The sequence below is a fragment of the Atopomonas hussainii genome (genome assembly GCF_900109735.1).
Lineage (GTDB): Bacteria > Pseudomonadota > Gammaproteobacteria > Pseudomonadales > Pseudomonadaceae > Atopomonas > Atopomonas hussainii.
Window position 1 is genome coordinate 1 of sequence record NZ_FOAS01000006.1, and the last position, 24,787, is coordinate 24,787.

The window sequence follows — 24,787 nt, forward strand, 5'->3', positions numbered from 1 at the left end:
ACCTAACAAGTCGCTCAAGCGGACACGGCAAAAGCATGCTTTTGCCGTTCCCTCGGCAGAGCCTCGGTGCCGCTTAGCTCCCTCATTATATGCCTGTATCGACAATGAAGCAGAAACTGAAAATCATATTCACCGCCCTAGGATTTATCGCTTTCTTTTTTGCAGGAGCATTCTGGCAAAAGTGGCAATTACTTGAGTCTGGCGTCTTCAAGCTAACAAAGCCTCTAAAATTACAAGCATCTCCAGACACAACAGGCACACTGCCCGCCGGCACAACTCTTTATAAATACGCAAGCGCCGGCGAAATAGAAACTTTTGTGATTTTCCTGCAAACAAAAAATCTAGGCTTACTGAAGCCACATAATTTCGATAACCAACTTACAGTTAACCCTATTGATGGATATCTTGAGTAAGGCATATAACAATGCGCTCAACGCCGCTCACTTCGTTCGCTGGACGTCCAAAAGCTACGCTTTTGGCCGCCCGTTAGCTTAATCGTTAGGTGCTAGCAATCATGAATATCGAGCAAGCATCAGCACTTTATTATTTCCAGCTGATCACAAACGAAGAGCTGACTGATGTTGCGATGCAAGCGCTTCTTAATGGAGTAGAATCCGAGTGCTTGACCTCACTAGCATTTGAGACAGAAAAAATAATGTCAACTGTCGGGCCATTGTTTGAAGCCTGCCTTAAAGAGCTAGGGTTACACGAAAAAACTCGAGAAAGTCACAGCATTGAAGCTGCAAAATACTACGCAAAAAGCTTCTTAGCTGGAGATCTCAGTGTCGATGCTTTTGGCTACAAAGTAGGCTTAATATCCAACTACAAATCAGCACCAGAAATACTTAAAGAAATATGCAAAAATGCAGTCTGGCATGATGAGTGCGCTACGGAATATGGGTATCCCGAAGGCTTTATGGCAACAAGAAAAGAGTGTGAAGAACAAATCACCAAATTAGCCAAGAGGTTATGCACCTAACAATGCGCTCAACGCCGCTCACTTCGTTCGCTGGACAGCCAAAAGCTACGCTTTTGTCTGCCCGTTAGCTTAATCGTTAGAGCCATACATGCATCCGAAAAACCTGAAGCCGTGGCTTATTACATCGTTTCTAGCGCTGTCAGTGCGATTTTGTGCTGGCCTTTATTACCTGTATATAGGCTGCCCAAGAATCTTGGGGGAGTGCTATAAAGAAGGTGCTAGCGCCGTATCTTGGCCAATAACAATTTCCGCGCTAGCATTTTATATATCAGCATTGGCGGTCATTTCCATTTTAACAACAAGAGTTCTAAAGTTATTAATCCGCCTTGCCAAACAGAAATTTTCCGCGAACAGCTCTAACTAGTGGTTCAAGTCGTTCGCTTCGCTCACTGGGACGTCCAAAAGCTGCGCTTTTGGCCGCCCCTTAACCAAACGTTAGGCCTAAAGTCATGACGAACTACTCGCAACTACTTAAAAGCAGCGCAGAAGAAGTTCGTAAATTTGCTGCCACATCCCCTGAAGTCATACATCATGACCCTACATGGATTGAGTCTCTTGCAGTCCGAATTGAGGCAGCAAGTCTGCTGACTGAAATCGAGACTCAAATAAGAGCCATAGATGCAATCGCGTACTCACTAAGAGACTCTGGCCCTGAGAGCGAGAAACTATCGCCATCATTTGCAAAAGCGTTAGATGCACTGCAGAGAAGCAAAAAGAGAAAATGACCTTCGCATACCGGACAGCGGCCTAACAAATGGTTCAAGTCGTTCGCTTCGCTCACTGGGACGTCTAAAAGCTGCGCTTTTAGCCGCCCCTTAACCAAACGTTAGGTGCCAATTATGGTTCTCGGCTATCTACAACGAAAACGTCATAACTTAATCGAGTGGTGGCATGCTCCTATAACCCGAAAAGATAGAACTCTAGGCGCCGTCGTAGGTGGCTTCGGCTGCTTTTGGATTGGCGTGCTTGGTAGGCTATTGCTAGGCCCAATGCCTGTATCGCTTAGTACCATCGGTTGGTGGGCGCTTTGTTCAGTCATCGCTGGAGTTTTCCTTGGCATAGTATTCCCAAAAGCCACCCTTTGCGTTTGCTATCCATTTTCCACATTTGGCGGTGGAGTTGGCACCTAACAATGCGCTCAACGCCGCTCACTTCGTTCGCTGGACGTCCAAAAGCTGCGCTTTTGGCCGCCCGTTAGCTTAATCGTTAGGCGAAGATAAACATCTAGGAGGACAATATGTGGCCACGTAACTTATATACCGGACCTGGTGGCGGCTTATACACCGGCCCGGGCGGTGGAATGTACACCGGCCCTGGTGGTGGCGCATACACTGGTCCTGGCGGCGGAATGTACTCTGGCCCTGGAGGCGGAATGTATACAGGGCCAGGAGGAGGCTTATACACGGGCCCAGGCGGTGGACTTTATACCGGCCCGGGCGGCGGCGCATATACTGGCCCCGGTGGAGGTTTATACACAGGGCCTGGTGGTGGACTTTATACCGGCCCAGGCGGTGGCATGTACACAGGCCCCGGTGAATATATGAGCAACATTCCACCGTGGCATATTTTTGCCAAGTATTTAGCCCAAATCGGAATGAAGAACGAAGCTCAATTTATTCTCTCTCAACTTTGATAAACGCCTAACAAGTGATTCAAGCCGTTCGCTTCGCTCACTGGGGCGTCCAAAAGCTGCGCTTTTGGACGCCCCTTAACCAAACGTTAGGGAAACATGATCAAAGCCATCGCTTTTGCAATATTTATTGGTGTCTCTATGCACTCAAATGCAAATAAAATATTTATTCATTCTCTCAACCCCGTTTCTAATCGACTCGCCATACTAGAAGACAATGAGAGTATTGCTTTTCTTTATCTAACAGAAGCCGGAACACAGCGCCCCATCAAAGATGCTGTTGCATATTCTCGCAAGCCTCCAGCTCTGAAGAAAGTCGATTGGGAAAAAATCGAACAGACGGGAGATACTCCGTTATTGTAAAAAGATATTGCAAGTGCGGCGACAGTTATTACAAATCCGTCAGAGGCTGAATTTTCTTTTAAATGGTCACCTGACGGTAACGCCGTAGCACTACTCAGAAACGGAGAACCAATTGCATTTGCTTCAGCTTCGGAAAAATATGGTTTTTCTAAAGCCATATCAAAATCCAGCCCACTCGCAAATGCTTGGAATCAAGGCCTTTATGAAATTACATTTGGAGAGCAACCCTAACAAGTGGTTCAAGTCGTTCGCTTCGCTCACTGGGACGTCCAAAAGCTGCGCTTTTGTCCGCCCCTTAACCAAACGTTAGAACCCAAAGCAATGAATGCGCCGCCTGAATTAGCCTCTGCATATCTCATTCACTACCGAAGCAAGGATGACGCGCTCGCTTGGGCGTGGGATGCCGTCGATAGCGCAATGCACAATCTAGAGCATGGTGTATCTCTTTGCTTGGCTCTAATTGAAGCAGCTACAAACGACACAGAAATAGCTTATGTCGCTTCAGGGCCTTTAGAGGATCTACTTACAAGGGTTGGATGCGATGCGGCTGAAGCACTAGAGGCACCCGCTAGACGTTCATCTAAAGTACGTCTGGCTTTATCATGCGTCTGGTTAAGCCCCAAGGCTTCTGCTTACAAAAAGTGGTATAGCCTTACTCAGCAGTACGCATACAAAAACCAAGGTGTTGGGTTCTAACAATGCGCTCAACGCCGCTCACTTCGTGAGCTGGACGTCCAAAAGCTGCGCTTTTGGACGTCCGTTAGCTTAATCGTTAGGGCGCTTCAAATAATGATCGGAAACCACACCGCCACTACGACACCACACGCCGCTTTTCAGTGCGCGGTTTTGTCGTTAGCTTTGGCGTTTAGCTCAATCTCCGCGGCGCCGCTTGTAGGTTCGCCGGCGGGTTATTTGCGGTAAGCATCGGAAGGTTTTGACAGTATGGATCGAGTTTAATAACAGCACAAACAAGCACTACATATATATTTCCTCACCAAATACCCACCCCCGTCATATCCAGAAATAATTCTTACTTGACCTGAGTCAAATTGTCGCAGCCTGAAGGCGTGAAACCATGGCGGCACATTCACTGACTTAGGGGCGCCGTCATGCGGGGCGTTCAGCCAAGGACATTCGGCAAGCAGCTTTTGGCTGTGTTGGGCCTGCTGTGGTTGCTGCTTTGTAGTGCAGCACAGGCCGACCAACAGGCTCTGATCAGCCAGCGCATTAAAGCCACCTTCCCCGCGTACACCCAGCTCAGCGCTGCTGAGGGCGAGTTTGCCGTGCAGCGCATTCTGCAAGGCGACACCCTGCTGGGTTTTGCCTTTGAAAGCCGCAACGTGCTGGATTTGCCGGCCTATTCTGGCAAGCCGATTAACATGCTAGTGCTGCTTGATACGCAAGGCGTGATCCAAGATGCCTATGTGCTAGAGCACCACGAGCCGATTCTGCTCACCGGCATTCCAGAGTCCAAGCTGCACGATTTCTCGGCCAAGTTTGCCGGCATTCATGTTAATCAGCGCGTGGTAGTGGGTCGTTCTAGCGACCCGAACGCGGTGACCATCGATGCCGTTACTGGCGCCACCGTCACGGTGATGGTGCTGAATGAAACCGTCATGCGCGCAGCGCATAAAGTTGCCGTAAGCCTTGAGCTGGTTAGCGCAATAGCCAGCCAAACCAGCCGCCCGGCGAGCATTAAAACCGACCTGTATGAAGCCAGTGACTGGGCCACCCTCACCGGCAATGGCGCGGTGCGTCGCCTGTTGCTCACCCGTGGCCAAGTGGATGATGCGTTTGCCGGTAGCCCTGCCGAAGACATCGACAAAAGCGCACCCGATCAGCGTGGCGACAGCTTTATTGATCTCTACGCTGCGCACTTAAACGCGCCCAGCATTGGCCGCAACTTGCTGGGCGATATCGGCTACCGCGCCTTGATGGGCGAGCTGCAAGACGGCGAGCACGCCATTGCTGTGCTGGGTAACGGCTATTCGTTTAAAGGCTCGGGCTATGTGCGCGGCGGCATCTTCGACCGCATTCAGCTGCGCCAGCACAGCGAGACCATTAGTTTTCGCGATTTGGACTACCAGCGCCTGTACGACATCACCGCGCAAGGTGCGCCAGCGTTGGAAGAAATGGCGATCTTTATCGTCCGCGACAAGCACCATTTCGACCCCGGCGCACCGTGGAGCCTCGAGCTGCTGGTACGCCGCCAAACTGGCCCCACCAGCGGCGAGTTCGTCAGTTTCGAGCTGGGTTATCAGATTCCCGAAAACTATATCGACCGCCCGCTGCCCACCGCTGCTGAGCTGGCCGCTGCCGAAGAAGCCGCGCGGCCTATGTGGCTGAATATCTGGTATCAGCGCAGCTTCCAGATCGGTGTGCTCGCCTTCGCCTTAGGCCTGTTGACCGTCATCATGTTCTGGCAGGACAAGTTCACCGCCTACCCCAACTTCTTGCATTGGCTGCGCCGTGGCTACCTGACCTTTACCGTGGTGTTTATCGGTTGGTACGCCTTGGGCCAGCTATCGGTGGTCAACGTGCTGACCTTCACCCACGCGGTGATGCAAGAGTTCCGCTGGGAGCTGTTCCTCTCCGACCCGATGATTTTCATCCTCTGGACCTTCACCGCCGCGAGCATTTTGCTTTGGGGCCGTGGCGTGTTTTGCGGCTGGCTGTGCCCCTTTGGCGCCCTGCAAGAGCTGATCAACGAAGCCGCGCGCAAGCTGAAGATTCGCCAGTTCGAGCTGCCCTTTGCCGTGCACGAGCGCCTGTGGGCGGTGAAGTACATCATCTTGCTGGGCCTGTTTGGCCTGTCGCTGGACTCCCTCGCCACCGCCGAACGCTTTGCCGAAGTCGAGCCGTTTAAAACCTCCATCACTTTGTTCTTCCAGCGTGAATGGTGGTTTGTGCTCTACGCCGTGTTCCTGCTGGTGATCAACATCTTCACCCGCAAGGTCTACTGCCGCTACGTGTGCCCGCTGGGCGCGGCGCTGGCCATCCCCAGCAAATTCCGCCTGTTCGACTGGCTCAAGCGCCGCAGCGAATGCGGCAGCCCGTGCCAGCTGTGCGCCAAAGAATGTGAGATTCAGGCCATTCACCCCAATGGCCAGATCAATGCCAACGAGTGCCACTACTGCCTCGATTGCCAGATGACCTATCACAACGAAAACAAGTGCCCGCCGTTGATTTTGAAGCACAAGCGCAGGAAGCGCGCGGCTGCGGAAGGCGCTAACCCCGAGCTGATCCCTGCCACCACTCTCGATACCTAATACCGCTGTAACTGCGTCCCTATCTAGGAGAACTGCCATGAGCGACAAGAACAAAACCCCACCCTCTGAAAGCGCCCTACCCAGCCTTAGCCGCCGTGGCTTTTTAGGTGCTACCGCGATCACTGGCGCGGCCGGTTTAGCCGGCGCGGCAGGCTTAGGCTCGGCGGTAATGAGCCGCGAAAGCTGGGCCGCTGCCGTTAACGAAGCGCGCAACAACGCCCACGTCGCCCCCGGCGAGCTGGATGAGTATTACGGCTTCTGGAGTGGCGGCCACAGCGGCGAAGTACGCGTGCTGGGCATTCCCTCCATGCGCGAGCTGATGCGGATTCCGGTGTTTAACACCGACTCGGCCTCTGGTTGGGGCATCACCGATGAAAGTAAGCGCATCATGGGCGAGAGCGCCAAGTTCAAGAACGGCGACAGTCACCACCCGCACATCTCCATGACCGACGGCCGCTACGACGGCAAGTACCTGTTCATTAACGACAAAGCCAACACCCGTGTGGCGCGTATTCGTTTGGACATCATGAAGTGCGACAAGATGATCACCGTGCCCAACGTGCAGGCCATTCACGGCTTGCGCCTGCAAAAGGTGCCGTACACCAAGTATGTGTTCGCTAACGGCGAGTTCATCATTCCGCAGCCCAACGACGGCACCAACCTCGACGTCATGTCCGGCGAGCGTTTCACCATGTTCAACGCCATCGACGCCGAGAAGATGGAGATGGCCTTCCAAGTGATTGTCGACGGCAACCTCGACAACACCGACGCCGACTACACCGGCAAATACGCCTGCGCCACCTGCTACAACTCCGAAGGCGCGGTGGATTTGGGCGGCATGATGCGCGCAGAGCGCGACTGGGCCGTGGTGTTTAACATCCCACGCATCGAAGCAGCGATTAAAGCCGGCAAGTTCACCACCATTGGCGACTCCAAAGTGCCGGTGGTCGATGGCCGTAAGAAAGGCGGCAAAGACAGCGAGTTCACCCGCTACATTCCGGTGCCGAAGAACCCGCATGGCCTGAACACTTCGCCCGATGGCAAGTACTTCATCGCCAACGGCAAGCTGTCGCCCACGGTGTCGGTGATTGCTATCGACAAGCTCGACGACCTGTTTGCCGACAAGATCAAAGACCCGCGCGGCGTGATCGTGGCCGAGCCGGAGCTGGGCTTAGGGCCACTGCACACCACCTTCGATGGCCGTGGTTTTGGTTACACCACCCTGTTCCTCGACAGCCAAGTGGTGAAGTGGGACATCGACGCCGCCATCCGCGCCTACAACGGCGAGAAGGTCAACTACATCAAGCAGAAGCTCGATGTGCAGTATCAGCCGGGCCACAACCATGCCTCGCTGACCGAATCGCGCGATGCCGACGGCAAGTGGTTGGTGGTGCTGTGTAAGTTCTCTAAAGACCGCTTCCTGCTCACCGGCCCGCTGCACGCCGAGAACGATCAGCTGATCGACATCTCCGGCGATGAAATGAAGCTGGTGCACGACGGCCCCACCTACGCCGAACCGCACGACTGTATTTTGGCCCACCGCAGCCAGATCAAGCCGATCAAGATCTGGAAGCGCGACGACCCCTACTTTGCCGACACCGTGGCCATCGCCAAGAAAGACGGCATCAAGCTGGAGGAAGACAACAAGATCATCCGCGACGGCAACAAAGTGCGCGTGTACATGACCTCGTTGGCACCGTCCTTCGGCGTGCAGGAAATTCGCGTTAAGCAAGGCAGCGAAGTCACCGTGACCATCACCAACCTCGACATGATCGAAGACGTGACCCACGGCTTCTGCTTGGTCAACCACGGTGTGAGCATGGAGATCAGCCCGCAGCAGACCTCATCCGTCACCTTTACCGCCGACAAGCCCGGCGTGCATTGGTACTACTGCAACTGGTTCTGCCACGCGCTGCACATGGAAATGGTCGGCCGCTTGATTGTGGAGCCCGCCTAATGACCTTGGCCGCACGCCTGTTGTTCGGGTTGAGCCTCGTGCTCAGCCCGCTGGCCGCTGCGGCCACGGTTAGCGCTACCCCGGTTAACCCGCTGCCCGCCTTGCCGCTCCAAGCGCAAGCCGATGGCAGCTGGTTACTCGGCTCCGGCACTTATGTTGGCAATGTCGTTATCGACACGCCGATGACCCTGCGCTGCGCCGAGGACGCCATCTTAGATGGCAACGGCCACGGCCATGTGCTGGATATTCGTGCCGCCAACGTGGTGGTCGAAGGCTGCCAGCTGCAAAACAGTGGCAATAACCTCACCACGCTGGATTCCGCCGTGTTTATTCAGCGCCAAGCCAGCGCCACGGTGATCCGCAACAACCGTTTACTGGCCCCCGCCTTTGGCGTGTGGGTCGATGCCACGCAAGGCGTGCTGATCGAAGGCAACCAGATCATTGGCCCGAAAGACGTGCGCTCGCAAGATCGCGGCAACGCCATTCATTTATATGCCGTGAGCGGCGCCAAGGCGCGCAATAACCGCGTGCAGTTTGCCCGCGACGGTATTTATATCGACACCTCCAACGGCAACCACCTGGAAGGCAACGTGCTGGAGGACGTGCGCTACGGCATTCACTACATGTTCTCGCACAACAACAAGGTGCTCTATAACCAAACCCGCCGCACCCGCACCGGCTACGCGCTGATGCAAAGCCGTCAGCTCACGGTGATCGGCAACCGCTCAGAGGATGACCAGAACTACGGCATCCTGATGAACTACATCACCTATTCAACCCTACGCGATAACCACATCAGTCGTGTGCAAGACGGCAACGCCGGCTACGACGGGATGATCCCCGGCGGCGAAGGCAAAGCCGTGTTTATCTACAACTCGCAGTTTAATCGGATCGAAAACAACCACTTCAGCGACAGCGCCTTAGGCATTCACTTAACCGCCGGCTCCGAAGACAACAAGATCAGCGGCAATGCCTTTATCAACAACCGCCAGCAGGTCAAATACGTTGCTACGCGCACCCAAGAATGGTCGCAAGACGGGCGCGGCAACTTCTGGAGCGACTACCTAGGCTGGGACCGCAACGGCGACGGCCTCGGCGATGTGGCCTACGAACCTAACGACAACGTCGACCGCCTGCTGTGGCTCTACCCGCAAGTGCGTTTGCTGCTCAATAGCCCCGGCATCGAGCTGCTGCGCTGGGCGCAAGAAGCCTTCCCCGTGACCAAATCGCCGGGGGTGCGCGACAGCCACCCATTATTGGCGCCGCCAACAGTGCGCGCCGTGGAGGACCAGCCATGAATGCCGTAGACATCGCCGGTGTAGACCAGCATTACGGCGCCAGCCAAGTACTGCACGAGCTCAACTTAACCCTTGCCGAAGGCGAAGTGCTGGGCCTGTTTGGCCATAACGGCGCGGGCAAAACCACCACCATCAAACTGATTTTGGGCCTGCTCAAAGCCAGCCGTGGCGACGTGCGCGTGCTCGGACAAAGCCCCGCACACGCCGATGTGCGCCGCCTGCTGGGCTATCTGCCAGAGAACGTCAGCTTCTACGCTCAGCTCACTGGCCGCGAAACCTTGCAGCACTTCGCGCGCCTTAAAGGCGCAGCGCTTAGCCAGTGCGACGAACTGCTCGAACAAGTAGGCCTGACAGACGCCGCCATGCGGCGGGTAAAAACCTACTCCAAGGGTATGCGGCAGCGCTTGGGCCTCGCCCAAGCCCTGCTCGGCACGCCGCGCTTATTGCTGCTCGATGAGCCCACTGTGGGCCTAGACCCCATCGCTACGCAAAGCCTCTATCAACTGATCGACCAACTGCGCCAACACGGCACCAGCATCATCCTCTGCTCGCACGTATTGCCGGGCGTGGAGCGGCATATCGACCGCGCGGCGATTCTCGCCGGTGGCCGTCTGCAAGCCTTGGGCGATTTACCCAGCCTGCGCGCCCAAGCGGGTCTGCCAATTCGCATTCGCCTGCACGACAGCCAAGCGCGCGGCACGCAACACTGGCAAGCCCAAGGCTTAGCGGCCAGCGCGATCAATGGCGGGCATTGGTTTGAAGTCAGCACTGGGCAAGAGGGCAAGCTCGGCGTGCTACGCCAACTGCTGGCCGAAAGCGCGGTGAGCGATGTGGAGCTGCATCAACCTTCGCTGGAAGACCTCTACTGCCACTTTATGCAGCAAGCCGGAGGCAACCAATGAACGCCGTACTGAGCATCGCCCGCAAAGAATTTGCCGACGGCCTGCGTAACCGCTGGTTGCTGGCCATCAGCCTGCTGTTTGCCGTGCTCGCGGTCGGCATTGCTTGGTTAGGCGCCGCCGCCGCTGGGCAAGTGGGCTTTACCTCGATTCCCTCGACCATCGCCAGCTTGGCTAGTTTAGCCACCTTCTTAATGCCGCTGATTGCCCTGCTGTTGGCCTACGACAGCATCGTCGGTGAAGACGAAGGCGGCACCCTACTGCTGCTACTCACCTACCCCTTAGCGCGCTGGCAAATGTTGCTGGGCAAATTTATTGGCCACGGCGGCATTCTGGCCTTAGCCACCGTGCTGGGTTTTGGTAGCGCCGCACTGGCGATTGCCGCGCTGGTGCCGGATATACAGCTCAGCCTGCTGCTGTGGGCCTTTGGCCGCTTTATGGCCTCCAGCATCTTATTGGGCTTGGTATTTATCGCCTTGGCCTACGCGCTCAGCAGCCTAGCGCGGGAGAAATCCAGCGCCGCCGGTCTAGCACTCGGCCTGTGGTTTGCCTTTGTGCTGGTGTTCGACCTGGGCCTGTTGGCCATCTTAGTGGTCAGCCAAGGACAGCTCAGCGGCGACCTGCTGCCGTGGCTGCTACTGGCCAACCCCACCGACATCTTCCGCCTACTCAACGTGGCCGGCTTCGAAGCCGCCGGCAGCGTCAGCGGCCTCATGCAACTGGGCAGCGACCTGCCCCACGGCAGCGGCCTGCTCTGGGCCTGCCTATTGGCGTGGAGCGCCATCAGCCTGAGCCTAGCCTTTTACCTATTTCATCGACGTGAGGTGTAACCATGCGTGCCGCAATGCTCTCCCTTCTGCTGGCAGCCACCGTGGGCCTAGTCGGCTGCGAACAACAAACCACTGAGGCGTTGAAAGCCGAGCCGGTGGCCTTTCACCAAGGTGACGAATGCCACGTGTGCGGCATGGCCATCACCGACTTTCCCGGCCCCAAAGGCCAAGCCGTGCTCGGCCAAGGCCAAGCGAAAAAGTTTTGCTCCACCGCCGAGCTGATCGGCTGGTACTTACAGCCGGAAAACCAAACACAAAAAACCGCGCTGTTCGTGCACGACATGGGCCGCAGCGACTGGCACCACCCCGACGACCGCCACCTGATCAACGCACAAGACGCCTACTTTGTCGTCGCCCCCAGCCTACCCGGCGCCATGGGCGTGACCTTGGCCAGCTTTGCCGACGCCGAACAAGCACAAATACTGGCCAACAAAGAACACGGCGAAGTGCTGCGCATAGGCGACTTTAACCACCAGCGCCTGCAACAACTGGCCAGCCTCAGCAGCCACAGCATGCACGGCCACAGCGCCCACAGCAGCCACGGCGCCGGCCCTGCCCCCGCAGCGCACAGCATGCCGAACCACGCAATGCCCGAGCACGACATGCCGGCGCATAACGACCACGCACAACACTGAGGAACTCACTATGGGCATCAGCTTTTGGCAACTGGCCATTGTGTTATTGATTGTGATCTTGCTGTTTGGCAGCAAACGCCTGAAAACCCTTGGCAGTGACGTGGGTAGCGCGATTAAGGGGTTTCGTGGGGCGGTGGCGAGTGATGATGAACGAGAGGGGAAAAGCTGACGTGGACAGGATGATCAAGGATAGATACTGTTTTGGCGGGTCGTTTTAGTGGCAAGCTTTGTGCTGGTGGCGGGCCTGTTATAGGTGTCGTGTTCTTGTTTGTGGTGCTGTGGTTGCTTGAAGTCCTCTTGGTGAAACAAGGGTTTAGGCAGCGGCTGAATTTTGCACAGCACTTATAATGCAGAACATCATAACGCTTTTATTATCTAGCTATAAGCAACACAACAGAGCCCAACCATGAAGCCGCTAGTTATTGCATCTGCACTATTAGTCATTACCCCAACCTTTGCACAAGATGGCACCAACTCTTTCGCCACATTTGCCCAATGCGCTGGACTCATGGAGTCGGAGCACATTGGAAGAAATTACAGCAATTACTCTTCCAAGGAAATATATGATTTAATATCAACCCTAGAAGAAAGCGCTCTAATTACCGATAAATCCAAAACAATTTTTGATTTCTACCAAATAAAGAACGAAGGGCATCAGTTCTACGAAGAGAATCAAAAAAACACCCACACCATACACAGCGCAATGTTTAACTGCCTCATAATCTTGAACGACGCAATCAATTTAGTCCACGGCCAAAGCAACTAACTTAAATACTAGCATTTCACTCCGCAGCACATTCAAAACAGTAAAAAATAAAGAGCAACGAAATAAGGGGGGCAGACTACCTCCTGCATCCATGCAGTCGTCCAGAGGCCCACCATCCATGATCCATCGGGCTTTGCGGCATCCATGCCGCTTAACCTCTTCCAGAAACCTTCCACTCAGCCTGCTGAAGGGGGCGTTGGTGCAGGTCGATGGTTTGGCGTTTTTCAAATCAATGTCAGAGCTACGAAAAGCTCTGGCTAAAGCGCCATTGGTTTAGCTAACTCCCACCGCCCCTTTTATCCGGCTGAGTGCAGGCTGGCTGTAGTGGGGTAAGCCGCAGGGATGCGGCGCAAGCGGCGATGGGCTAGGGATAGCCCTTCGCCGTGGCCCCACGGAAGACTGCCGGAGCGAAGGTATCCAGCGAAGCTGGACCGGATAGCAGGGGCAAGCGCTTTTGGTTACTTTTGGGGCGACTGCCAAAAGTGACTCGCCCGGGAAGGGCGAAACAAGATGCTTCAACAAACTCAGTAATTAGCTTGGCTAATAAGCTCCATTCCAACCGCACCACTTGTGCTGTGGCAGTCGCACGTTCAGGCAGATGGCTTAGCCACCAATCCCCGAGTATCCAAAGCAGCTCCCTCCCCTAACCACACCAACGCCTGCCACAGCCGTGGCGGCAGTTCGTCGGGGTCGAGGCTGTCGATGAGGTTTTTTACCTCCAGACCAAACTCGGTATCGCCCTCGATGCTCAAGCGGCGGCGGAAAAACAAGGTGTCTGGGTCTTCCTGACGGCTGGCGAGTAATAAGAACTCACGCCAGTTGCCGCTGATGCTGGCCTCGAAGGGCGCATTTTGCGCCAGCTCTAGCTGGCCACGGCGCATGGTCATGCACCATGACAGGTTTAAATCGCGCAGGTTTAGGCGAATCCAGCGGCCTTCCAACACATCGAATACGCCATCCCGCAGGGCGCTGGCGAAGACCTTGTTCAGCAGAGGTTGTAGCGGCAAACGCTGCAGCGCTTGCGGCACGCGGGCCACCACTGGCAAGGCGTGATCGCCCACGCTGAGCAGCCAGCGCGCGATGGTGTTTTTCGCTTGAGCGAAACGGATTTGGCTCAACATAGACCGGCATCCTCCGCGCGTAACATGCCCGGCACGCCGTGCCAGTAACCGTTGCAACCGCTCACGGCCAAGGGCGCTGCTGCGCCGTGCAAAACATGATGAAAACTCTGCACTACCTCAGCCATGCCTTCGGCCCGTGGGCTTAGGCGCAGGTAGTCGGCACCCAGTGCGGCTAGGCGTGGGTAGTCGGCGATTAAGTTGCACACCTCGCCAGACATGGTCTGAATCCCGTTAATGGTGAACAGACGCTGGCCTTCTTGGCTGTCTAAGCCAATGCCTTCGGGGTAACCGTTGCAGCAAAATTGGCAGTCGTCTTTGGGGCGATTCTCGGCGCGGGCGGTAAAGCAGCGCGCCGAGTAAGCCAGCGGCAAATGGCCGTAGGCGAAGATCTCCAGCTCTGGGCGGGCCACGCCCAGTTCATCCAGCTGCCGCAAACTGGCCTCGACCAACTGCGCCGAGCATTCCACCGGCGGCACCCAGCGTTGTAAGCCGGCGGCCAGGTATTCGCGCAGCGCGTGGCCGTTGTAGATGTTTAGCGCAGGGCCCGCCACAAACGGCAGCTTGCGTTCACTGAGCAGTTGCACCGCGCCAGTGTCGTTGGCCTCGACCAGCAATTCGCCGTTGTCGCACAGGCGCTTCAAGCTCGACAGCTCGCTAGCCGCTTCCACTAAGGTCAGCCCGCTGAGCACCAGCTCGGCGTTAGATTGCTGCTTAAGTTCACGCGCCAGCCCCAGCCAGTCGTCCAAGCTCAGGGCGCGGCGTTTGCTGCACACGGTTTCACCCAGATAGATGACGTCCAGCGGCTGCTCGATCATCTCGCTGTAAAAGTTCAGGTATTTGTCGCGGCTCCAGAAGAACAGCACAGGGCCTAGAGATAGTTGCATGGTGTCCTCACTGCCAAGCGCGATGGTAGGCGCCCAAGGTGGTTTGGCTGCCTTCGGAAAGCCCCGCCAGCACGCTGTTCCACTGCGGTTCAACGCAGTACTGCTGCGGCGCCCGCTGGTAGCTGTCGAGCGCGGCGCGCCACACGCGCACCACTTGTTCGACATACGCTGGGCTGCGCTGGCGGCCTTCGATTTTTACCGCCGTGACGCCAATGGCGCTGAGCTGCGGTATTAAGTCCAAGGTATTCAGGCTGGTGGGTTCTTCGAGGGCATGAAAGCGTTGGCCGTTGACCAAGAAGCGCCCCTTGCACAGCGTCGGGTAGCCGGCCGGCTCATCGGCCTGATAGCGGTCGATCAGCACGCCGTTTAAGCGCGAGGTTAAGCCTTCAGGGGTTTCTTCCCAGCGCACCGCTTTGGCTGGCGAACACACGCCGCACAAATTGGGCGACTCGCCGGTTAAGTAAGACGACAAATGACAGCGCCCCTCAGCCATGATGCACAAGCTGCCGAAGGCAAATACCTCGACCGGCACGGGGCTGGTGGCTGCTACTTGCTTGACCTGAGTGAGCGACAACACCCGTGGCAACACGGCGCGCTTGATGTTGTAGCGGCTTTGATAAAACGCCAGCGACTGCGCATTGGTGGCCGAGCCTTGCACCGACAAGTGCAGATTAAGATCGGGATGGTGCTGCGCCGCATAGGCCAGCACACCGGGGTCGGCGGCAATCAGCGCATCCACCCCTAAGGCAGCGGCATGATCCACCGCGCGTTGCCAACGCGCCCAGCCATCAGGCTGCGCGTAGGTGTTAACCGCCACATACAAGTGACGGCCTTCTTTGCGGATCAGCTCTAGGCCTTGCTGAAGCTGCTTTTCATCCAGATTAAGGCCGGCAAAGTGGCGGGCATTGGTGTCATCGCGAAAGCCCACATACACCGCATCGGCGCCTTGGCGCACGGCCGCTTTTAAGGCCGGCAAGCTGCCAGCCGGACAAACCAGTTGCATAACCTGCATCCTGTAACGGTAATGCGGCGACTGTGCGCTAGCCCAAGGCGCACGGCCTTGACCGTCGTCAACCCGCACGCGGATTCGGTGCGGGCTTGATGCAAAGCAACATTTTGTTACCGATTTGCTGGTTCACTGTGCGGGCATACGGTCCCGAGCCGTGCCCCCACATGAGGTAAGCCCATGAGCCCGCTACGCGTGCACGCCCAGCTATTGCAGCAACACCACCTGTTTGAGCCACTACCAGCGCCGCAAATGAGCCAACTGCTGGAGCAAGCCAAGATCATCAACTTGGACAAAGGCCAGCCGGTGTTTCGCCAAGGCGACTTGGCCGAGCACTTCTATTTTGTGATCGATGGCTGCGTGAAGATTTTCCGCATTACCCCCGATGGCCAAGAAAAGGTCTTCGAGGCCACTGGCCGCGGCAACACCTTTGCCGAAGCCATGATGTTTATGGACACCAAGCACTACGTGGCCAACGCCGAGGCGGTGGAATCGACGACGTTGATGCAGCTGTCGAACCACGACTATTTGCAGCTGATCATGCAAAACCCCGACTTGGCCAAAGCCCTGCTGGCACGGCTGTCGATGCGTTTACACATGCGCTTAAACGAGCTGGAAACGCTGTCGCTAAAAAACGCCACCCACCGTGTGGTGCGCTACTTCTTAGGCCAAATTCGTAAGCTGGAAGCCGCGCAGCCCGAGTTTGACTTAGCCATGAGCAAGCAACTGGTGGCCGGCCATTTGGCGATTCAACCCGAAACCTTTTCGCGAGTGATTCACCGCATGCAGGCCGACGGCATTATTGAGCTGGAAGGCCGGCATATTCGCGTGCTCGACCGTGCCGCCTTAGAAGACTACGAGTAAGCGATGAAACGCTGCCTGTATTGCAATCACAGCCACGCCGACAGCGCCGCCGAGTGCGAGCGCTGCGGCATGGCCCTGCCAGAAAGTGAAGCCAGCAGCGTTAACCGTAAGCAACGCTGGTTTGTGCTGTTCTGGCTGGCCTTGGTGGTGTTCTGCTTTGTGATGTTCTTTGCCCTGCCACGTTAAGGGCTTAACGCTCCGTCAGTTGGCGATACAACTGCGGCAAACGCTCGGGCAATTGCAGGGCGTCTTTGATCAGGGTGTAGCCGTTGGCGCCAAACATATACGGCAAGTAGCTGTCGGCTTCGCGGTCGATGGTGATGCAGAACGGCTCGATACCTTGGCGACGCGCGGCCAGCACGGCCTCGCGGGTGTCTTCAATGCCGTAGCGGCCTTCGTAAACATCCAAGTCATTGGGCTTGCCATCAGACAGCAGCAACAGCAGTTTTTGGCTCTGCCCCTGCGCTGTCAGGTGTGCGGTGCCTTGGCGGATCGCCGCGCCCATGCGGGTGTAATAGCCCGGCTTTAGCGCCTGAATACGACCACGCACGTTGTCGCCGTAATGCTCAGCAAAGGCTTTTAGTTGATAGAAGCGCACATGCTGGCGGCGCAGCGACGAGAAGCCGTACATAGCAAAGTGATCGCCCAAATTGGCCAGCGCCTCACCCAGCAACAGCAAGCTATCGGCAATGCCGTCGATTACGCGGCGCTCATCGTCTAAATGCGCCTCTGTTGACATGGATAAATCCGCGAGCAACAAGCAGGCCAAGTCGCGCTCACGACGCACCAGCTGACGGTACAAGCCGCGCTCGACACAGGCCCCGTGACGGCTTTCTACATGAAAATCCAGCCACGCAGCCATGTCTAACTCTTCACCTTGCGGTTGCTGGCGCAGCCAAGTGCGCCGTGCGCTGAGCTGTTCAAACTGGCGGCGCAGTTTTTTCGCTTGGCGGTTTAAGCGCAGCGGCAAAGGTTTTGGCGTGGCATCGCGCGGCAGCATGGGGGTTAAACACACATGCTCATCGAGCAACTGACTGCGGCGAAAATCCCACTCGGGCAAGTGAATGCCGGGGCCGAGTGGCAGGTCGTCTTCGCTGGGCGCGGGCAAGTCTAAGTCGAGGCGCAGGCCGCCGGTTTTGCGCGTGCGTTGGCGTGACAGCGATAGCTGGTCGAGATCTTCAGCCACACGCGCGGCGTCCACGTCATCGGCATCGTCGGCGGTGCGGTCGAGCTTGACGTACTCCGACCAACTAAACAGGCTTTCAAGGCGAAACAGCAACAGGCCATCTTTGCCATCGGGCTCGTGCACTCGCTCGCCACGGCGGCGGCTGATCTGCGCTTTTTTGCTCGGTGCGCTGCCACCTTCGTCACTTTCATCAAGCTCTTCTAAGTTTTGCGGCGCGTCCAAGGCTTCGCCGGGGTACAACCATAGCCACACCGGCTGCGGCGCTTTGTTGCTGGCGGGAAACTCGCGCACCGAACCCGGCGCAATCAGCGCCTGCACAATGGCACGCTCTAGCGCGGCCTCAGCCGGCGGTAACTGCTCAGGATTGGGGCGCAGCGGCAACAGCTCTTTTACTAAAGCGGCGTAGCGCCTTTGCAAGGCAGGGTACGCCAACAGCAAGTCAGCCACCGCTTGCTGGTTATCGCGCCCCCAATGGCGCAGCTGTTGCGGGGTGTGCGCGGCAAGCATGGCCAGCCACAAGTACAGCTCGGTATTCAGCGCGGGCTCGGCAAACACATCCAGCTGCTCGGGCAAGCGCAGGCTGTTTTCTTCGCGCCACGCCACCGGCAAGTGCTGGCAGGTGCCCGCGACCTTTTGCAGCAAACTGCGGCGCAGTTGCATCTGACGTGGCGAGGCGGCCTCGATCCGCATACCCGGCGCACCGCCCAAGGCGCGAAACAACACGCCAACGCGGCGCTGCACGCTGCTCAACGGCACGGCGGCATCGGCAAAGCCGGTGTGGCTGCGGCGGGTAATAAAGTGGTGCCAGCGTTCGCCAACCCACTCTTCTAGCTCTACGGTAAAAGCCATGTAAGCCACCTTGCTCGGTAGCTTTCGGCAGGGTCTTCCTGACCTTGCCGAAAGCCTTAAGGTTACTGAGGTAAATCCAACCCTTGCTGGACTTACCTCAGTAACCTGCCGGTGACAAAGCACCGGCAGGTGTCGGGTTTAGGCGTTGTTCATCTCGCTGGCCGGAATGGCTTCCGGAGCACCGCTACGCTGGTAAGCGAAGCTGATGAAGTACACCACCAGACCGATCAAGAACATCACCCCAGAGAAGAACCGCATCCAGTAGAAGATAGCGATTTGGTCTTGAGTGGCCATGAACGACAAGGCAGCACCGTCTTCAGGCATACGCTGCAGCCATACCTGCAGAATGCCCGCCGCAGTGAGGAACAGGGTGATGAACACCATCGCGATGGTCATCAGCCAGAAGCCCCACATTTCCAGCACTTGGCTCTTGTTGCTCGGCGCTTCACCAATGCCGCGCAGACGTGGCATGGCGTAGCTGATGATGGTCATCACGATCATCGCGTAGGCACCGTAGAAGGCCATGTGGCCGTGCGCCGCAGTGATCTGAGTCCCGTGGGTGAGGTAGTTCACCGGCGCCAGAGTGTGCATAAAGCCCCACACGCCAGCACCCAAGAAGGCCATCACCGCAGTGCCCATCGCCCACAAAGCCACGGCTTTATTGGGGTGCTGACGCCGACGACGGTTAATCATGTTGAAGGCGAACAACACCATGGCGAAGAACGGCAGCGGCTCCAGTGCCGAGAACACCGAACCCAACCACAGCCAGTAGCCCGGAGTACCGATCCAGAAGTAGTGGTGACCAGTACCGATGATGCCGGTAATCAGCGCCATGGCGATGATCACGTACAGCCACTTCTCGATCACCTCACGGTCGACGCCTGTCACTTTGATCAGCACAAAGGCCAAGATCGCGCCCATGATCAGTTCCCACACGCCTTCTACCCACAGGTGTACAACCCACCACCAGTAGAACTTGTCGCGCACCAGGTTTTCTGGGTTAACGAAGCTGAACAGGAACATCACCGCCAAGCCCACTAAGCCAGTCATCATCACCATGTTGACCACGGTCTTGCGGCCCTTAAGCACGGTCATGCCTAAGTTGAACAAGAAGCCCAGGGCCACCACGACAATGCCGACCTTAGTCACGAAGGGTTGTTCTAAGAACTCCCGCCCCATGGTGGGCCATAGCTCGTTGCCGGTCATTTTTGCCAAACCGGCATACGGCACCAACAGGTAGCCCAGCACAGTCAGCGTACCCGCTGCGGCAAACACCCAGAACAGGATGAGCGCCAGCTTCGGGCTATACAGCTCGGTATCGGCTTCTTCTGGGATCAGGTAATACGCTGCGCCCATAAAGCCGAATAACAGCCAAACAATCAGCAGGTTGGTGTGCACCATCCGCGCCACGTTGAACGGGATAGCTGGGAACAGGAAGTCCCCAACCACATACTGCAGGCCCAGCACTAAACCGAACAGAATCTGCCCAGCAAACAGCATCAGGGCGAAGATGAAGTACGGCTTGGCCACGGCTTGCGAGGCAAACTTCAGATGTACGTTCATGGCTTAGCCCTCCTTATTTGGTGGCCAGTCGTTGGTATCGATCTTCGAGGTCCACTTGAGGAACTCGGCCAGATCGTCCACTTCGGTTTCGCTCAGGTTGAACTGCGGCATCGCCCGGCGACCGGGGATGTTCAGTGGCTGTGCGGCCATCCAACCTTTGAAGAAGGGTTTAAAGCCATCTTCACCACCACGACGAACAAACACGTTACCCAGCTCCGGAGCAAAGTACGCACCTTCACCGAGTAAGGTGTGGCAGCCGATGCAGTTGTTCTGCTCCCACACCAGCTTGCCGCGCACCACGGCCTCGGTCATTTCTGCGTCATTACTACGTTCTGGAACCACTTTTTCGGTATGCCAGGCTAACCCTAAGAACAAGAGCACAAAGAACATGCTGCCCCCGTAGTAGATGTTCCTGGCCATCCCTTTAGTAAAGGTTTCGGCCATGGAGAGACCCTCCCTATGAATGTTTTGCAAAATGATTCTAAGAAGGGAGGCACCTGAAACCGTTTGATACGAATCAAGAAAGGCCGAGATACCCAAAGCAACCGATAACTTATTGAAATAAAAGAAAAAGCCCCACCATAAAGGCAGGGCTTGCATGGCATTTAAGCGTGTATTGCTACGGCAGCAGCGCCGGCTCAGTGCATATGTTCTTGGCCATCACTGTGCAGATGGGTGTTCGTCGGTGCTTTGGGGGCGACGTTGGTATGCTCGTGTTCGCTACCGTCACTGTGCACATGCACCGTTTTAGCCGCGCCCTGCATTGCCTGCTCACCCTGCTTTGCCATGGCCGCATGATCCATCATCGGCTCATGCGGTGTGCTGGGCTCCGCCGCTTGGTCGTGATGTGCCGGCGTATTGCTGCCGTGCTGTCCTTCGTGGTTGTGCATATGGCTTTCACCGCCACCATGCTGGTGACCACTGCTGGCCGCTACTAACGCTTGATACTGCTGAGCATCTAGCTGCGGCAACTGCTGCAAGAAAGCCACCATGCCCCAAATGTATTCATCGCCCATGCTTTTGCCCCAGGCTGGCATGCCTGTGGCTTTAATGCCGTGTTTAATCACCCAAAAAGCCTCAGCTGGGCTGCCATTAACGCCCACCTTGGCCAAATTCGGTGGCGCGGGATACAAGGCTTGGCTCATCTCTGTTTGCGCCAGCCCCGGCGCCAAATGGCAGCCTATACACATCGCGTTATAGTTACCCGCCCCTGTAGTCACTAACGCTTGATCGCTCAGGTCTGGCACGGCTATATCACGGGCGCGCACTGCAATAGAGCGCTCACGCGCCATGGTTAAAAAAGCCAGTACAGCGGGCGAATGCGGATCATCCGCTGCCACGTTGACTAAGCCTGAGTAAGCGCCAGCCAACACGGCACCTGCGCCTACCGCGCCAGCCAACACTAGGGTTAAAACGGTCTTTTTCATATCAAGCTCTCAAAACCACATCCGAATACCAGCGACAAAGCGTGCCTCGTCCGCATCGCCCCCTTCTTCACGCGCATAGTCAGCGGTATTGCCGTAGCTGCGCGCCCATGTCACACCGATGTAGGGTGCAAACTGACGCACCACTTCATAGCGCAACCGCAGCCCCAGCTCGGTATCGGCAAGGCCTGAACCAACCCCTCGGTGCGGGTCGTTTTTGCCATACAAGTTAAGCTCGGCGGTGGGCTGCAGAATCAAGCGATTGGTCAGCAGAATGTCGTATTCGCCTGCCAAGCGCAGGGCTGTTTGCCCCTGCTCCCCAATAAAGGCGGTGGCTTCCACTTCGAAGTCATACAGCGCCATGCCTTGAATACCGAAGGCGCCCCAGGTTTGCGGCGAGCCCGGTTTAAAGTCTTGGCGTACGCCAGCCACGACATCCCACCACGGCCCTATCGCATGACCATAAAGCAGCTGTATTTCTGCCTCTTCAGTCAGTCCATTCACACGCTCGCCTTCGCTGCGTAACCACAGCCGCTGGATATCGCCACCGATCCAGCCGGACGCATCCCATGCCAGCGCACTACCTTCGTCGGCATCTTGATACTCCAGTTGATCGAGCAAGAAGAAACCGTTGAGCGCACTGTCATGCACTTGATGCCCCGGCAGCGGGGGGAATGCAGCTTCACGGTCGGCATCGGTCAATACTGGAATCGGCGTTCGGCTGGTGGTGCGCGGCGCCTCGCCATGGCCCATTTGGCTATGGTCCATACCGGCCATGTCGCCTTGCATAGCGGCATGGTTCATTTTGGAGTGGTCCATGCCGGCCATGTCATCGGCGACTAGCTGCTGATCTGCTTCCACGTTGTGATGAGTAGCCCATGCTGGGTGGCTTGTTAAAGCCAGCGTCACCGCAAGCGCGCACGCATTACGTTGGCAAAATAAGGTCATGCTGTTCTCCTTTATTCGTCCACACGTACTTCGCGGAACATGCCTGTTTCCATATGGAACAACAGGTGGCAGTGGTACGCCCAACGGCCCAAAGCATCCGCCGTCACCCGATAGCTACGCTTGGAGCCCGGCGGCATATCGATGGTGTGCTTACGCACCATGAAATTACCCTGCTCATCTTCTAAGTCGCTCCACATACCGTGCAGGTGAATGGGGTGCGTCATCATGGTGTCGTTGACCAGCGTGATGCGCACCCGCTCGCCGTACTTAAGGCGCAGTGGCTCGGCATCAGAAAACTTGATGCCATTAAAAGACCAAGCAAACTTTTCCATATGCCCAGTGAGGTGCAGCTCAATCGTACGACTGGGCAAGCGGCCATCGGGGTCGGCGAAGGTGCTGCGCAAATCGGCATAGGTCAGTACGCGGCGGCCGTTGTCACGCAAACCAATACCGGGGTCAGCGAGCTTGCTGGTGGGTTGCATCGTCTGCATATCCACCAGTGGATTGTTCATCTCTGAAGCAGGATGCGTCTGCATACTGCTCATCCCTTGCATCTGGCTATGATCCATACCCGCCATGCCAGCCATTTGGCTATGATCCATGCCTTGCATCTGGCTGTGGTCCATACCCGCCATGCCGGCCATTTGACTGTGATCCATACCCTGCATCTGGCTGTGGTCCATACCAGCCATACTGCTGTGGTCCATGCCCATGTCCGCCATGCTAATCAGCGGACGCGGATCAACACTCGGCACGGGTGCGCTTAATCCTTCACGCACGGCCAAAGTGCCGCGCGCATAGCCGGTGCGATCCATGGATTGCGCAAACAGGGTGTAAGCCTCGGCCTGCTCGGGCTCGACGATCACGTCGTAGGTTTCCGCGACGGCAATACGAAACTCATCGACGCTCACCGGCGCAACATGCAAACCATCAGCGGCCACCACGGTCATTTTTAAGCCGGGAATGCGCACGTCGAAATACGACATGGCGGAGGCGTTAATAAAGCGCAGACGAATTTTCTCGCCGCGCTTAAACAGCGCCGTCCAATTGCCATCGGGCGCTTGGCCATTCATCAAGTAGGTGTAGGTGTGACCACTCACATCGGCCAGATCGGTGGGGCTCATTTTCATTTCTGCCCACATCTTGCGATCGGCCATTGCGGCCGCCCAGCCCATCTCGCTGACGTCATTAATAAAGTCGCCAACGGTGCGCTTATTAAAGTTGTAGTAGTCCGATTGCTTCTTCAGCTTGGCTAAGACGCGCTGCGGATTTTCATCGGTCCAGTCGCTCAGCAGCACCACATAATCGCGATCATAGGCGAAGGGCTCAGGCTCTTTGGCATCGACCACCAACGCGCCATAAACGCCTAACTGCTCCTGCGCGCCAGAATGGCTGTGATACCAATACGTGCCGTTCTGATTAACTTTAAAGCGGTATTCGTACAGGCCGTCGGGGGCAATGCCGTGAAAGCTCAACCCCGGCACACCATCCATGTTGGCGGGCAAAATAATGCCGTGCCAATGAATTGAAGTGTCTTCGTCCAAGCGATTACGCACGCGCAAAGTCACCGTATCGCCCTCGCGCCAACGCAGCGTAGGCCCCGGAATAGAACCATTAATCGCCATTGCCATGCGCGCTGCGCCCGTGAAGTTAACCGGCAACTGATCGATGGATAAATCAAACACCGACCCACTGAGAACATTGGCTTGCCCTGGGCTTGTCACAGCCCAGACCGGTGTGCGCCACAAACCTAAGCCACCGAAAATACCGGTAGCCGCTAAACCTTTGACGAAGGTTCTTCTCGTGCTCTTACTGTGCATAGTGAACTATCCCGTCGTTTGCCTGCGCATGCCGCTGTGCAGACTGCTACCACATGCTTAATTGCCAACCGGCGTACTTTTAAAGGCCGCTAGGCGAAACTTGTCCCAGATCAACAATGGCACATCCGCCAAGCCCGCGTGATTACATTTCTGTCAGCTTGGCTGGCGCAGCAGGCGACAGGCGATGCCGCCTGCCGCAATGACACTCAAAGAGTAAAACTCACTGGCAGGACAGGCGCTTAAGCCGCTATCGCCGCCACAAAACCCAAGCGTTGCACTAAGGCTAAAAGCGTCTCGGCGGGCTGCTGTGAGTCCACCGTCACAACCCCGTTGGGCCGATCAACAAGCACCTTGGCCTGCGGGTCTAGCTGCGCAATAGCCTGTTTGATTTTGCTCTCGCAACTACCGCAGCCCATGCCAGAAACTGTCAGAACGACCATAAGTCACCTCGTAGCCAAAGCGGCAACATTGCCGTAGCACAAGGCTCAGGCTTGAC

General features: G+C 56.5%; 24 protein-coding genes. 14 read left to right on the forward strand and 10 right to left on the reverse strand.

Going from position 1 to position 24,787, the window contains the following annotated elements; all coding sequences use genetic code 11:
* The first annotated feature begins 104 nt into the window (after positions 1-104).
* The 12 genes from BMX80_RS06815 to BMX80_RS06870 all read left to right on the forward strand — a co-directional run bounded on the left by BMX80_RS06815 (position 105) and on the right by BMX80_RS06870 (position 12,626).
* Positions 105-413, forward strand: coding sequence for a hypothetical protein (locus BMX80_RS06815; RefSeq protein WP_074866677.1), 309 nt, complete (start codon positions 105-107; stop codon positions 411-413).
* Positions 414-514: 101 nt separating this feature from the next.
* Positions 515-979: a hypothetical protein gene (locus BMX80_RS06820; RefSeq protein ID WP_074866679.1), complete on the forward strand. Its 465-nt coding sequence runs from the start codon at positions 515-517 to the stop codon at positions 977-979.
* Between the two features lie 1,729 nt (positions 980-2,708).
* Positions 2,709-2,972, forward strand: coding sequence for a hypothetical protein (locus BMX80_RS17680; RefSeq protein ID WP_139214036.1), 264 nt, complete (start codon positions 2,709-2,711; stop codon positions 2,970-2,972).
* Between the two features lie 321 nt (positions 2,973-3,293).
* Positions 3,294-3,668 carry a DUF6869 domain-containing protein gene (locus BMX80_RS18080; protein ID WP_407922780.1) on the forward strand — a complete coding sequence of 125 codons (375 nt, stop codon included), beginning with the start codon at positions 3,294-3,296 and terminating at the stop codon, positions 3,666-3,668.
* 413 nt (positions 3,669-4,081) lie between these two features.
* Positions 4,082-6,241, forward strand: coding sequence for a transcriptional regulator NosR (nosR, locus tag BMX80_RS06835; RefSeq protein ID WP_074866685.1), 2,160 nt, complete (start codon positions 4,082-4,084; stop codon positions 6,239-6,241).
* 37 nt (positions 6,242-6,278) lie between these two features.
* A complete protein-coding gene (nosZ, locus tag BMX80_RS06840) occupies positions 6,279-8,198 on the forward strand; it encodes a TAT-dependent nitrous-oxide reductase (RefSeq protein WP_074866688.1) in 1,920 nt (639 codons plus the stop codon).
* The gene (locus tag BMX80_RS06845; RefSeq protein WP_074866691.1) at positions 8,198-9,496 is read left to right on the forward strand and encodes a nitrous oxide reductase family maturation protein NosD; all 1,299 of its coding nucleotides are present in this window, start codon (positions 8,198-8,200) and stop codon (positions 9,494-9,496) included. Before nosZ ends, BMX80_RS06845 begins: the two co-directional genes overlap by 1 nt.
* Entirely contained in the window at positions 9,493-10,398 is a 906-nt protein-coding gene (locus BMX80_RS06850; RefSeq protein WP_074866694.1) for an ABC transporter ATP-binding protein, read from the forward strand. The genes BMX80_RS06845 and BMX80_RS06850 overlap by 4 nt, the downstream gene beginning before the upstream one ends.
* The gene (locus tag BMX80_RS06855; protein WP_074866697.1) at positions 10,395-11,225 is read left to right on the forward strand and encodes an ABC transporter permease; all 831 of its coding nucleotides are present in this window, start codon (positions 10,395-10,397) and stop codon (positions 11,223-11,225) included. Before BMX80_RS06850 ends, BMX80_RS06855 begins: the two co-directional genes overlap by 4 nt.
* Before the next feature lie 2 nt (positions 11,226-11,227).
* On the forward strand, positions 11,228-11,860 hold the full coding sequence (locus tag BMX80_RS06860; protein ID WP_074866700.1) for a nitrous oxide reductase accessory protein NosL: 633 nt from the start codon (positions 11,228-11,230) through the stop codon (positions 11,858-11,860).
* A gap of 10 nt (positions 11,861-11,870) precedes the next feature.
* Complete coding sequence (tatA, locus tag BMX80_RS06865; protein WP_083394265.1) at positions 11,871-12,029, forward strand: twin-arginine translocase TatA/TatE family subunit; 159 nt, start codon at positions 11,871-11,873, stop codon at positions 12,027-12,029.
* A gap of 237 nt (positions 12,030-12,266) precedes the next feature.
* Positions 12,267-12,626, forward strand: a complete 360-nt coding sequence (locus BMX80_RS06870; RefSeq protein ID WP_074866703.1) for a hypothetical protein — start codon at positions 12,267-12,269, stop codon at positions 12,624-12,626.
* A 590-nt stretch (positions 12,627-13,216) separates the two neighbouring features.
* Here the strand turns inward: BMX80_RS06870 and ubiT are convergent.
* The 3 genes from ubiT to ubiU are packed head-to-tail and all read right to left on the reverse strand — an operon-like array spanning position 13,217 to position 15,634.
* Positions 13,217-13,747 (reverse strand): ubiquinone anaerobic biosynthesis accessory factor UbiT, encoded by a 531-nt coding sequence (gene ubiT / locus BMX80_RS06875; protein WP_074866705.1) that lies wholly within the window; start codon positions 13,745-13,747, stop codon positions 13,217-13,219.
* Positions 13,741-14,631, reverse strand: a complete 891-nt coding sequence (locus BMX80_RS06880) for a U32 family peptidase (protein ID WP_074866708.1) — start codon at positions 14,629-14,631, stop codon at positions 13,741-13,743. Before BMX80_RS06880 ends, ubiT begins: the two co-directional genes overlap by 7 nt.
* A gap of 7 nt (positions 14,632-14,638) precedes the next feature.
* Entirely contained in the window at positions 14,639-15,634 is a 996-nt protein-coding gene (gene ubiU, locus BMX80_RS06885) for a ubiquinone anaerobic biosynthesis protein UbiU (protein ID WP_074866712.1), read from the reverse strand.
* Positions 15,635-15,817: 183 nt separating this feature from the next.
* On the opposite strand from ubiU, the gene BMX80_RS06890 reads away from it, so the two are divergent.
* Both BMX80_RS06890 and BMX80_RS06895 read left to right on the forward strand, forming a co-directional pair.
* Entirely contained in the window at positions 15,818-16,501 is a 684-nt protein-coding gene (locus BMX80_RS06890) for a Crp/Fnr family transcriptional regulator (protein ID WP_074866714.1), read from the forward strand.
* A gap of 3 nt (positions 16,502-16,504) precedes the next feature.
* On the forward strand, positions 16,505-16,687 hold the full coding sequence (locus tag BMX80_RS06895; RefSeq protein ID WP_074866716.1) for a hypothetical protein: 183 nt from the start codon (positions 16,505-16,507) through the stop codon (positions 16,685-16,687).
* 4 nt (positions 16,688-16,691) lie between these two features.
* Here the strand turns inward: BMX80_RS06895 and BMX80_RS06900 are convergent, their stop codons facing one another.
* The 7 genes from BMX80_RS06900 to BMX80_RS06930 all read right to left on the reverse strand — a co-directional run bounded on the left by BMX80_RS06900 (position 16,692) and on the right by BMX80_RS06930 (position 24,731).
* Complete coding sequence (locus tag BMX80_RS06900; protein ID WP_074866719.1) at positions 16,692-18,536, reverse strand: nitric oxide reductase activation protein NorD; 1,845 nt, start codon at positions 18,534-18,536, stop codon at positions 16,692-16,694.
* A gap of 138 nt (positions 18,537-18,674) precedes the next feature.
* Positions 18,675-20,099, reverse strand: a complete 1,425-nt coding sequence (locus BMX80_RS06905; protein WP_074866721.1) for a cbb3-type cytochrome c oxidase subunit I — start codon at positions 20,097-20,099, stop codon at positions 18,675-18,677.
* A 3-nt stretch (positions 20,100-20,102) separates the two neighbouring features.
* On the reverse strand, positions 20,103-20,543 hold the full coding sequence (locus tag BMX80_RS06910) for a c-type cytochrome (RefSeq protein WP_071870288.1): 441 nt from the start codon (positions 20,541-20,543) through the stop codon (positions 20,103-20,105).
* 194 nt (positions 20,544-20,737) lie between these two features.
* Positions 20,738-21,526 carry a c-type cytochrome gene (locus BMX80_RS06915; RefSeq protein WP_074866723.1) on the reverse strand — a complete coding sequence of 263 codons (789 nt, stop codon included), beginning with the start codon at positions 21,524-21,526 and terminating at the stop codon, positions 20,738-20,740.
* Positions 21,527-21,535: 9 nt separating this feature from the next.
* Complete coding sequence (locus BMX80_RS06920; RefSeq protein WP_074866726.1) at positions 21,536-22,471, reverse strand: copper resistance protein B; 936 nt, start codon at positions 22,469-22,471, stop codon at positions 21,536-21,538.
* 11 nt (positions 22,472-22,482) lie between these two features.
* Positions 22,483-24,291 carry a copper resistance system multicopper oxidase gene (locus tag BMX80_RS06925; protein ID WP_074866730.1) on the reverse strand — a complete coding sequence of 603 codons (1,809 nt, stop codon included), beginning with the start codon at positions 24,289-24,291 and terminating at the stop codon, positions 22,483-22,485.
* A 239-nt stretch (positions 24,292-24,530) separates the two neighbouring features.
* Complete coding sequence (locus tag BMX80_RS06930) at positions 24,531-24,731, reverse strand: heavy-metal-associated domain-containing protein (RefSeq protein ID WP_074866731.1); 201 nt, start codon at positions 24,729-24,731, stop codon at positions 24,531-24,533.
* Positions 24,732-24,787: the final 56 nt, after the last annotated feature.

What these genes read in the sequence shown, in the direction of transcription:
- BMX80_RS06815 (WP_074866677.1), top strand. Translation starts at nt 105, where the DNA reads ATGAAGCAGAAACTGAAAATCATATTCACCGCCCTAGGATTTATCGCT.
- BMX80_RS06820 (WP_074866679.1), top strand. Translation starts at nt 515, where the DNA reads ATGAATATCGAGCAAGCATCAGCACTTTATTATTTCCAGCTGATCACA.
- BMX80_RS17680 (WP_139214036.1), top strand. Translation starts at nt 2,709, where the DNA reads ATGATCAAAGCCATCGCTTTTGCAATATTTATTGGTGTCTCTATGCAC.
- BMX80_RS18080 (WP_407922780.1), top strand. Translation starts at nt 3,294, where the DNA reads ATGAATGCGCCGCCTGAATTAGCCTCTGCATATCTCATTCACTACCGA.
- nosR (WP_074866685.1), top strand. Translation starts at nt 4,082, where the DNA reads ATGCGGGGCGTTCAGCCAAGGACATTCGGCAAGCAGCTTTTGGCTGTG.
- nosZ (WP_074866688.1), top strand. Translation starts at nt 6,279, where the DNA reads ATGAGCGACAAGAACAAAACCCCACCCTCTGAAAGCGCCCTACCCAGC.
- BMX80_RS06845 (WP_074866691.1), top strand. Translation starts at nt 8,198, where the DNA reads ATGACCTTGGCCGCACGCCTGTTGTTCGGGTTGAGCCTCGTGCTCAGC.
- BMX80_RS06850 (WP_074866694.1), top strand. Translation starts at nt 9,493, where the DNA reads ATGAATGCCGTAGACATCGCCGGTGTAGACCAGCATTACGGCGCCAGC.
- BMX80_RS06855 (WP_074866697.1), top strand. Translation starts at nt 10,395, where the DNA reads ATGAACGCCGTACTGAGCATCGCCCGCAAAGAATTTGCCGACGGCCTG.
- BMX80_RS06860 (WP_074866700.1), top strand. Translation starts at nt 11,228, where the DNA reads ATGCGTGCCGCAATGCTCTCCCTTCTGCTGGCAGCCACCGTGGGCCTA.
- tatA (WP_083394265.1), top strand. Translation starts at nt 11,871, where the DNA reads ATGGGCATCAGCTTTTGGCAACTGGCCATTGTGTTATTGATTGTGATC.
- BMX80_RS06870 (WP_074866703.1), top strand. Translation starts at nt 12,267, where the DNA reads ATGAAGCCGCTAGTTATTGCATCTGCACTATTAGTCATTACCCCAACC.
- ubiT (WP_074866705.1), bottom strand. Translation starts at nt 13,747, where the DNA reads ATGTTGAGCCAAATCCGTTTCGCTCAAGCGAAAAACACCATCGCGCGC.
- BMX80_RS06880 (WP_074866708.1), bottom strand. Translation starts at nt 14,631, where the DNA reads ATGCAACTATCTCTAGGCCCTGTGCTGTTCTTCTGGAGCCGCGACAAA.
- ubiU (WP_074866712.1), bottom strand. Translation starts at nt 15,634, where the DNA reads ATGCAACTGGTTTGTCCGGCTGGCAGCTTGCCGGCCTTAAAAGCGGCC.
- BMX80_RS06890 (WP_074866714.1), top strand. Translation starts at nt 15,818, where the DNA reads ATGAGCCCGCTACGCGTGCACGCCCAGCTATTGCAGCAACACCACCTG.
- BMX80_RS06895 (WP_074866716.1), top strand. Translation starts at nt 16,505, where the DNA reads ATGAAACGCTGCCTGTATTGCAATCACAGCCACGCCGACAGCGCCGCC.
- BMX80_RS06900 (WP_074866719.1), bottom strand. Translation starts at nt 18,536, where the DNA reads ATGGCTTTTACCGTAGAGCTAGAAGAGTGGGTTGGCGAACGCTGGCAC.
- BMX80_RS06905 (WP_074866721.1), bottom strand. Translation starts at nt 20,099, where the DNA reads ATGAACGTACATCTGAAGTTTGCCTCGCAAGCCGTGGCCAAGCCGTAC.
- BMX80_RS06910 (WP_071870288.1), bottom strand. Translation starts at nt 20,543, where the DNA reads ATGGCCGAAACCTTTACTAAAGGGATGGCCAGGAACATCTACTACGGG.
- BMX80_RS06915 (WP_074866723.1), bottom strand. Translation starts at nt 21,526, where the DNA reads ATGAAAAAGACCGTTTTAACCCTAGTGTTGGCTGGCGCGGTAGGCGCA.
- BMX80_RS06920 (WP_074866726.1), bottom strand. Translation starts at nt 22,471, where the DNA reads ATGACCTTATTTTGCCAACGTAATGCGTGCGCGCTTGCGGTGACGCTG.
- BMX80_RS06925 (WP_074866730.1), bottom strand. Translation starts at nt 24,291, where the DNA reads ATGCACAGTAAGAGCACGAGAAGAACCTTCGTCAAAGGTTTAGCGGCT.
- BMX80_RS06930 (WP_074866731.1), bottom strand. Translation starts at nt 24,731, where the DNA reads ATGGTCGTTCTGACAGTTTCTGGCATGGGCTGCGGTAGTTGCGAGAGC.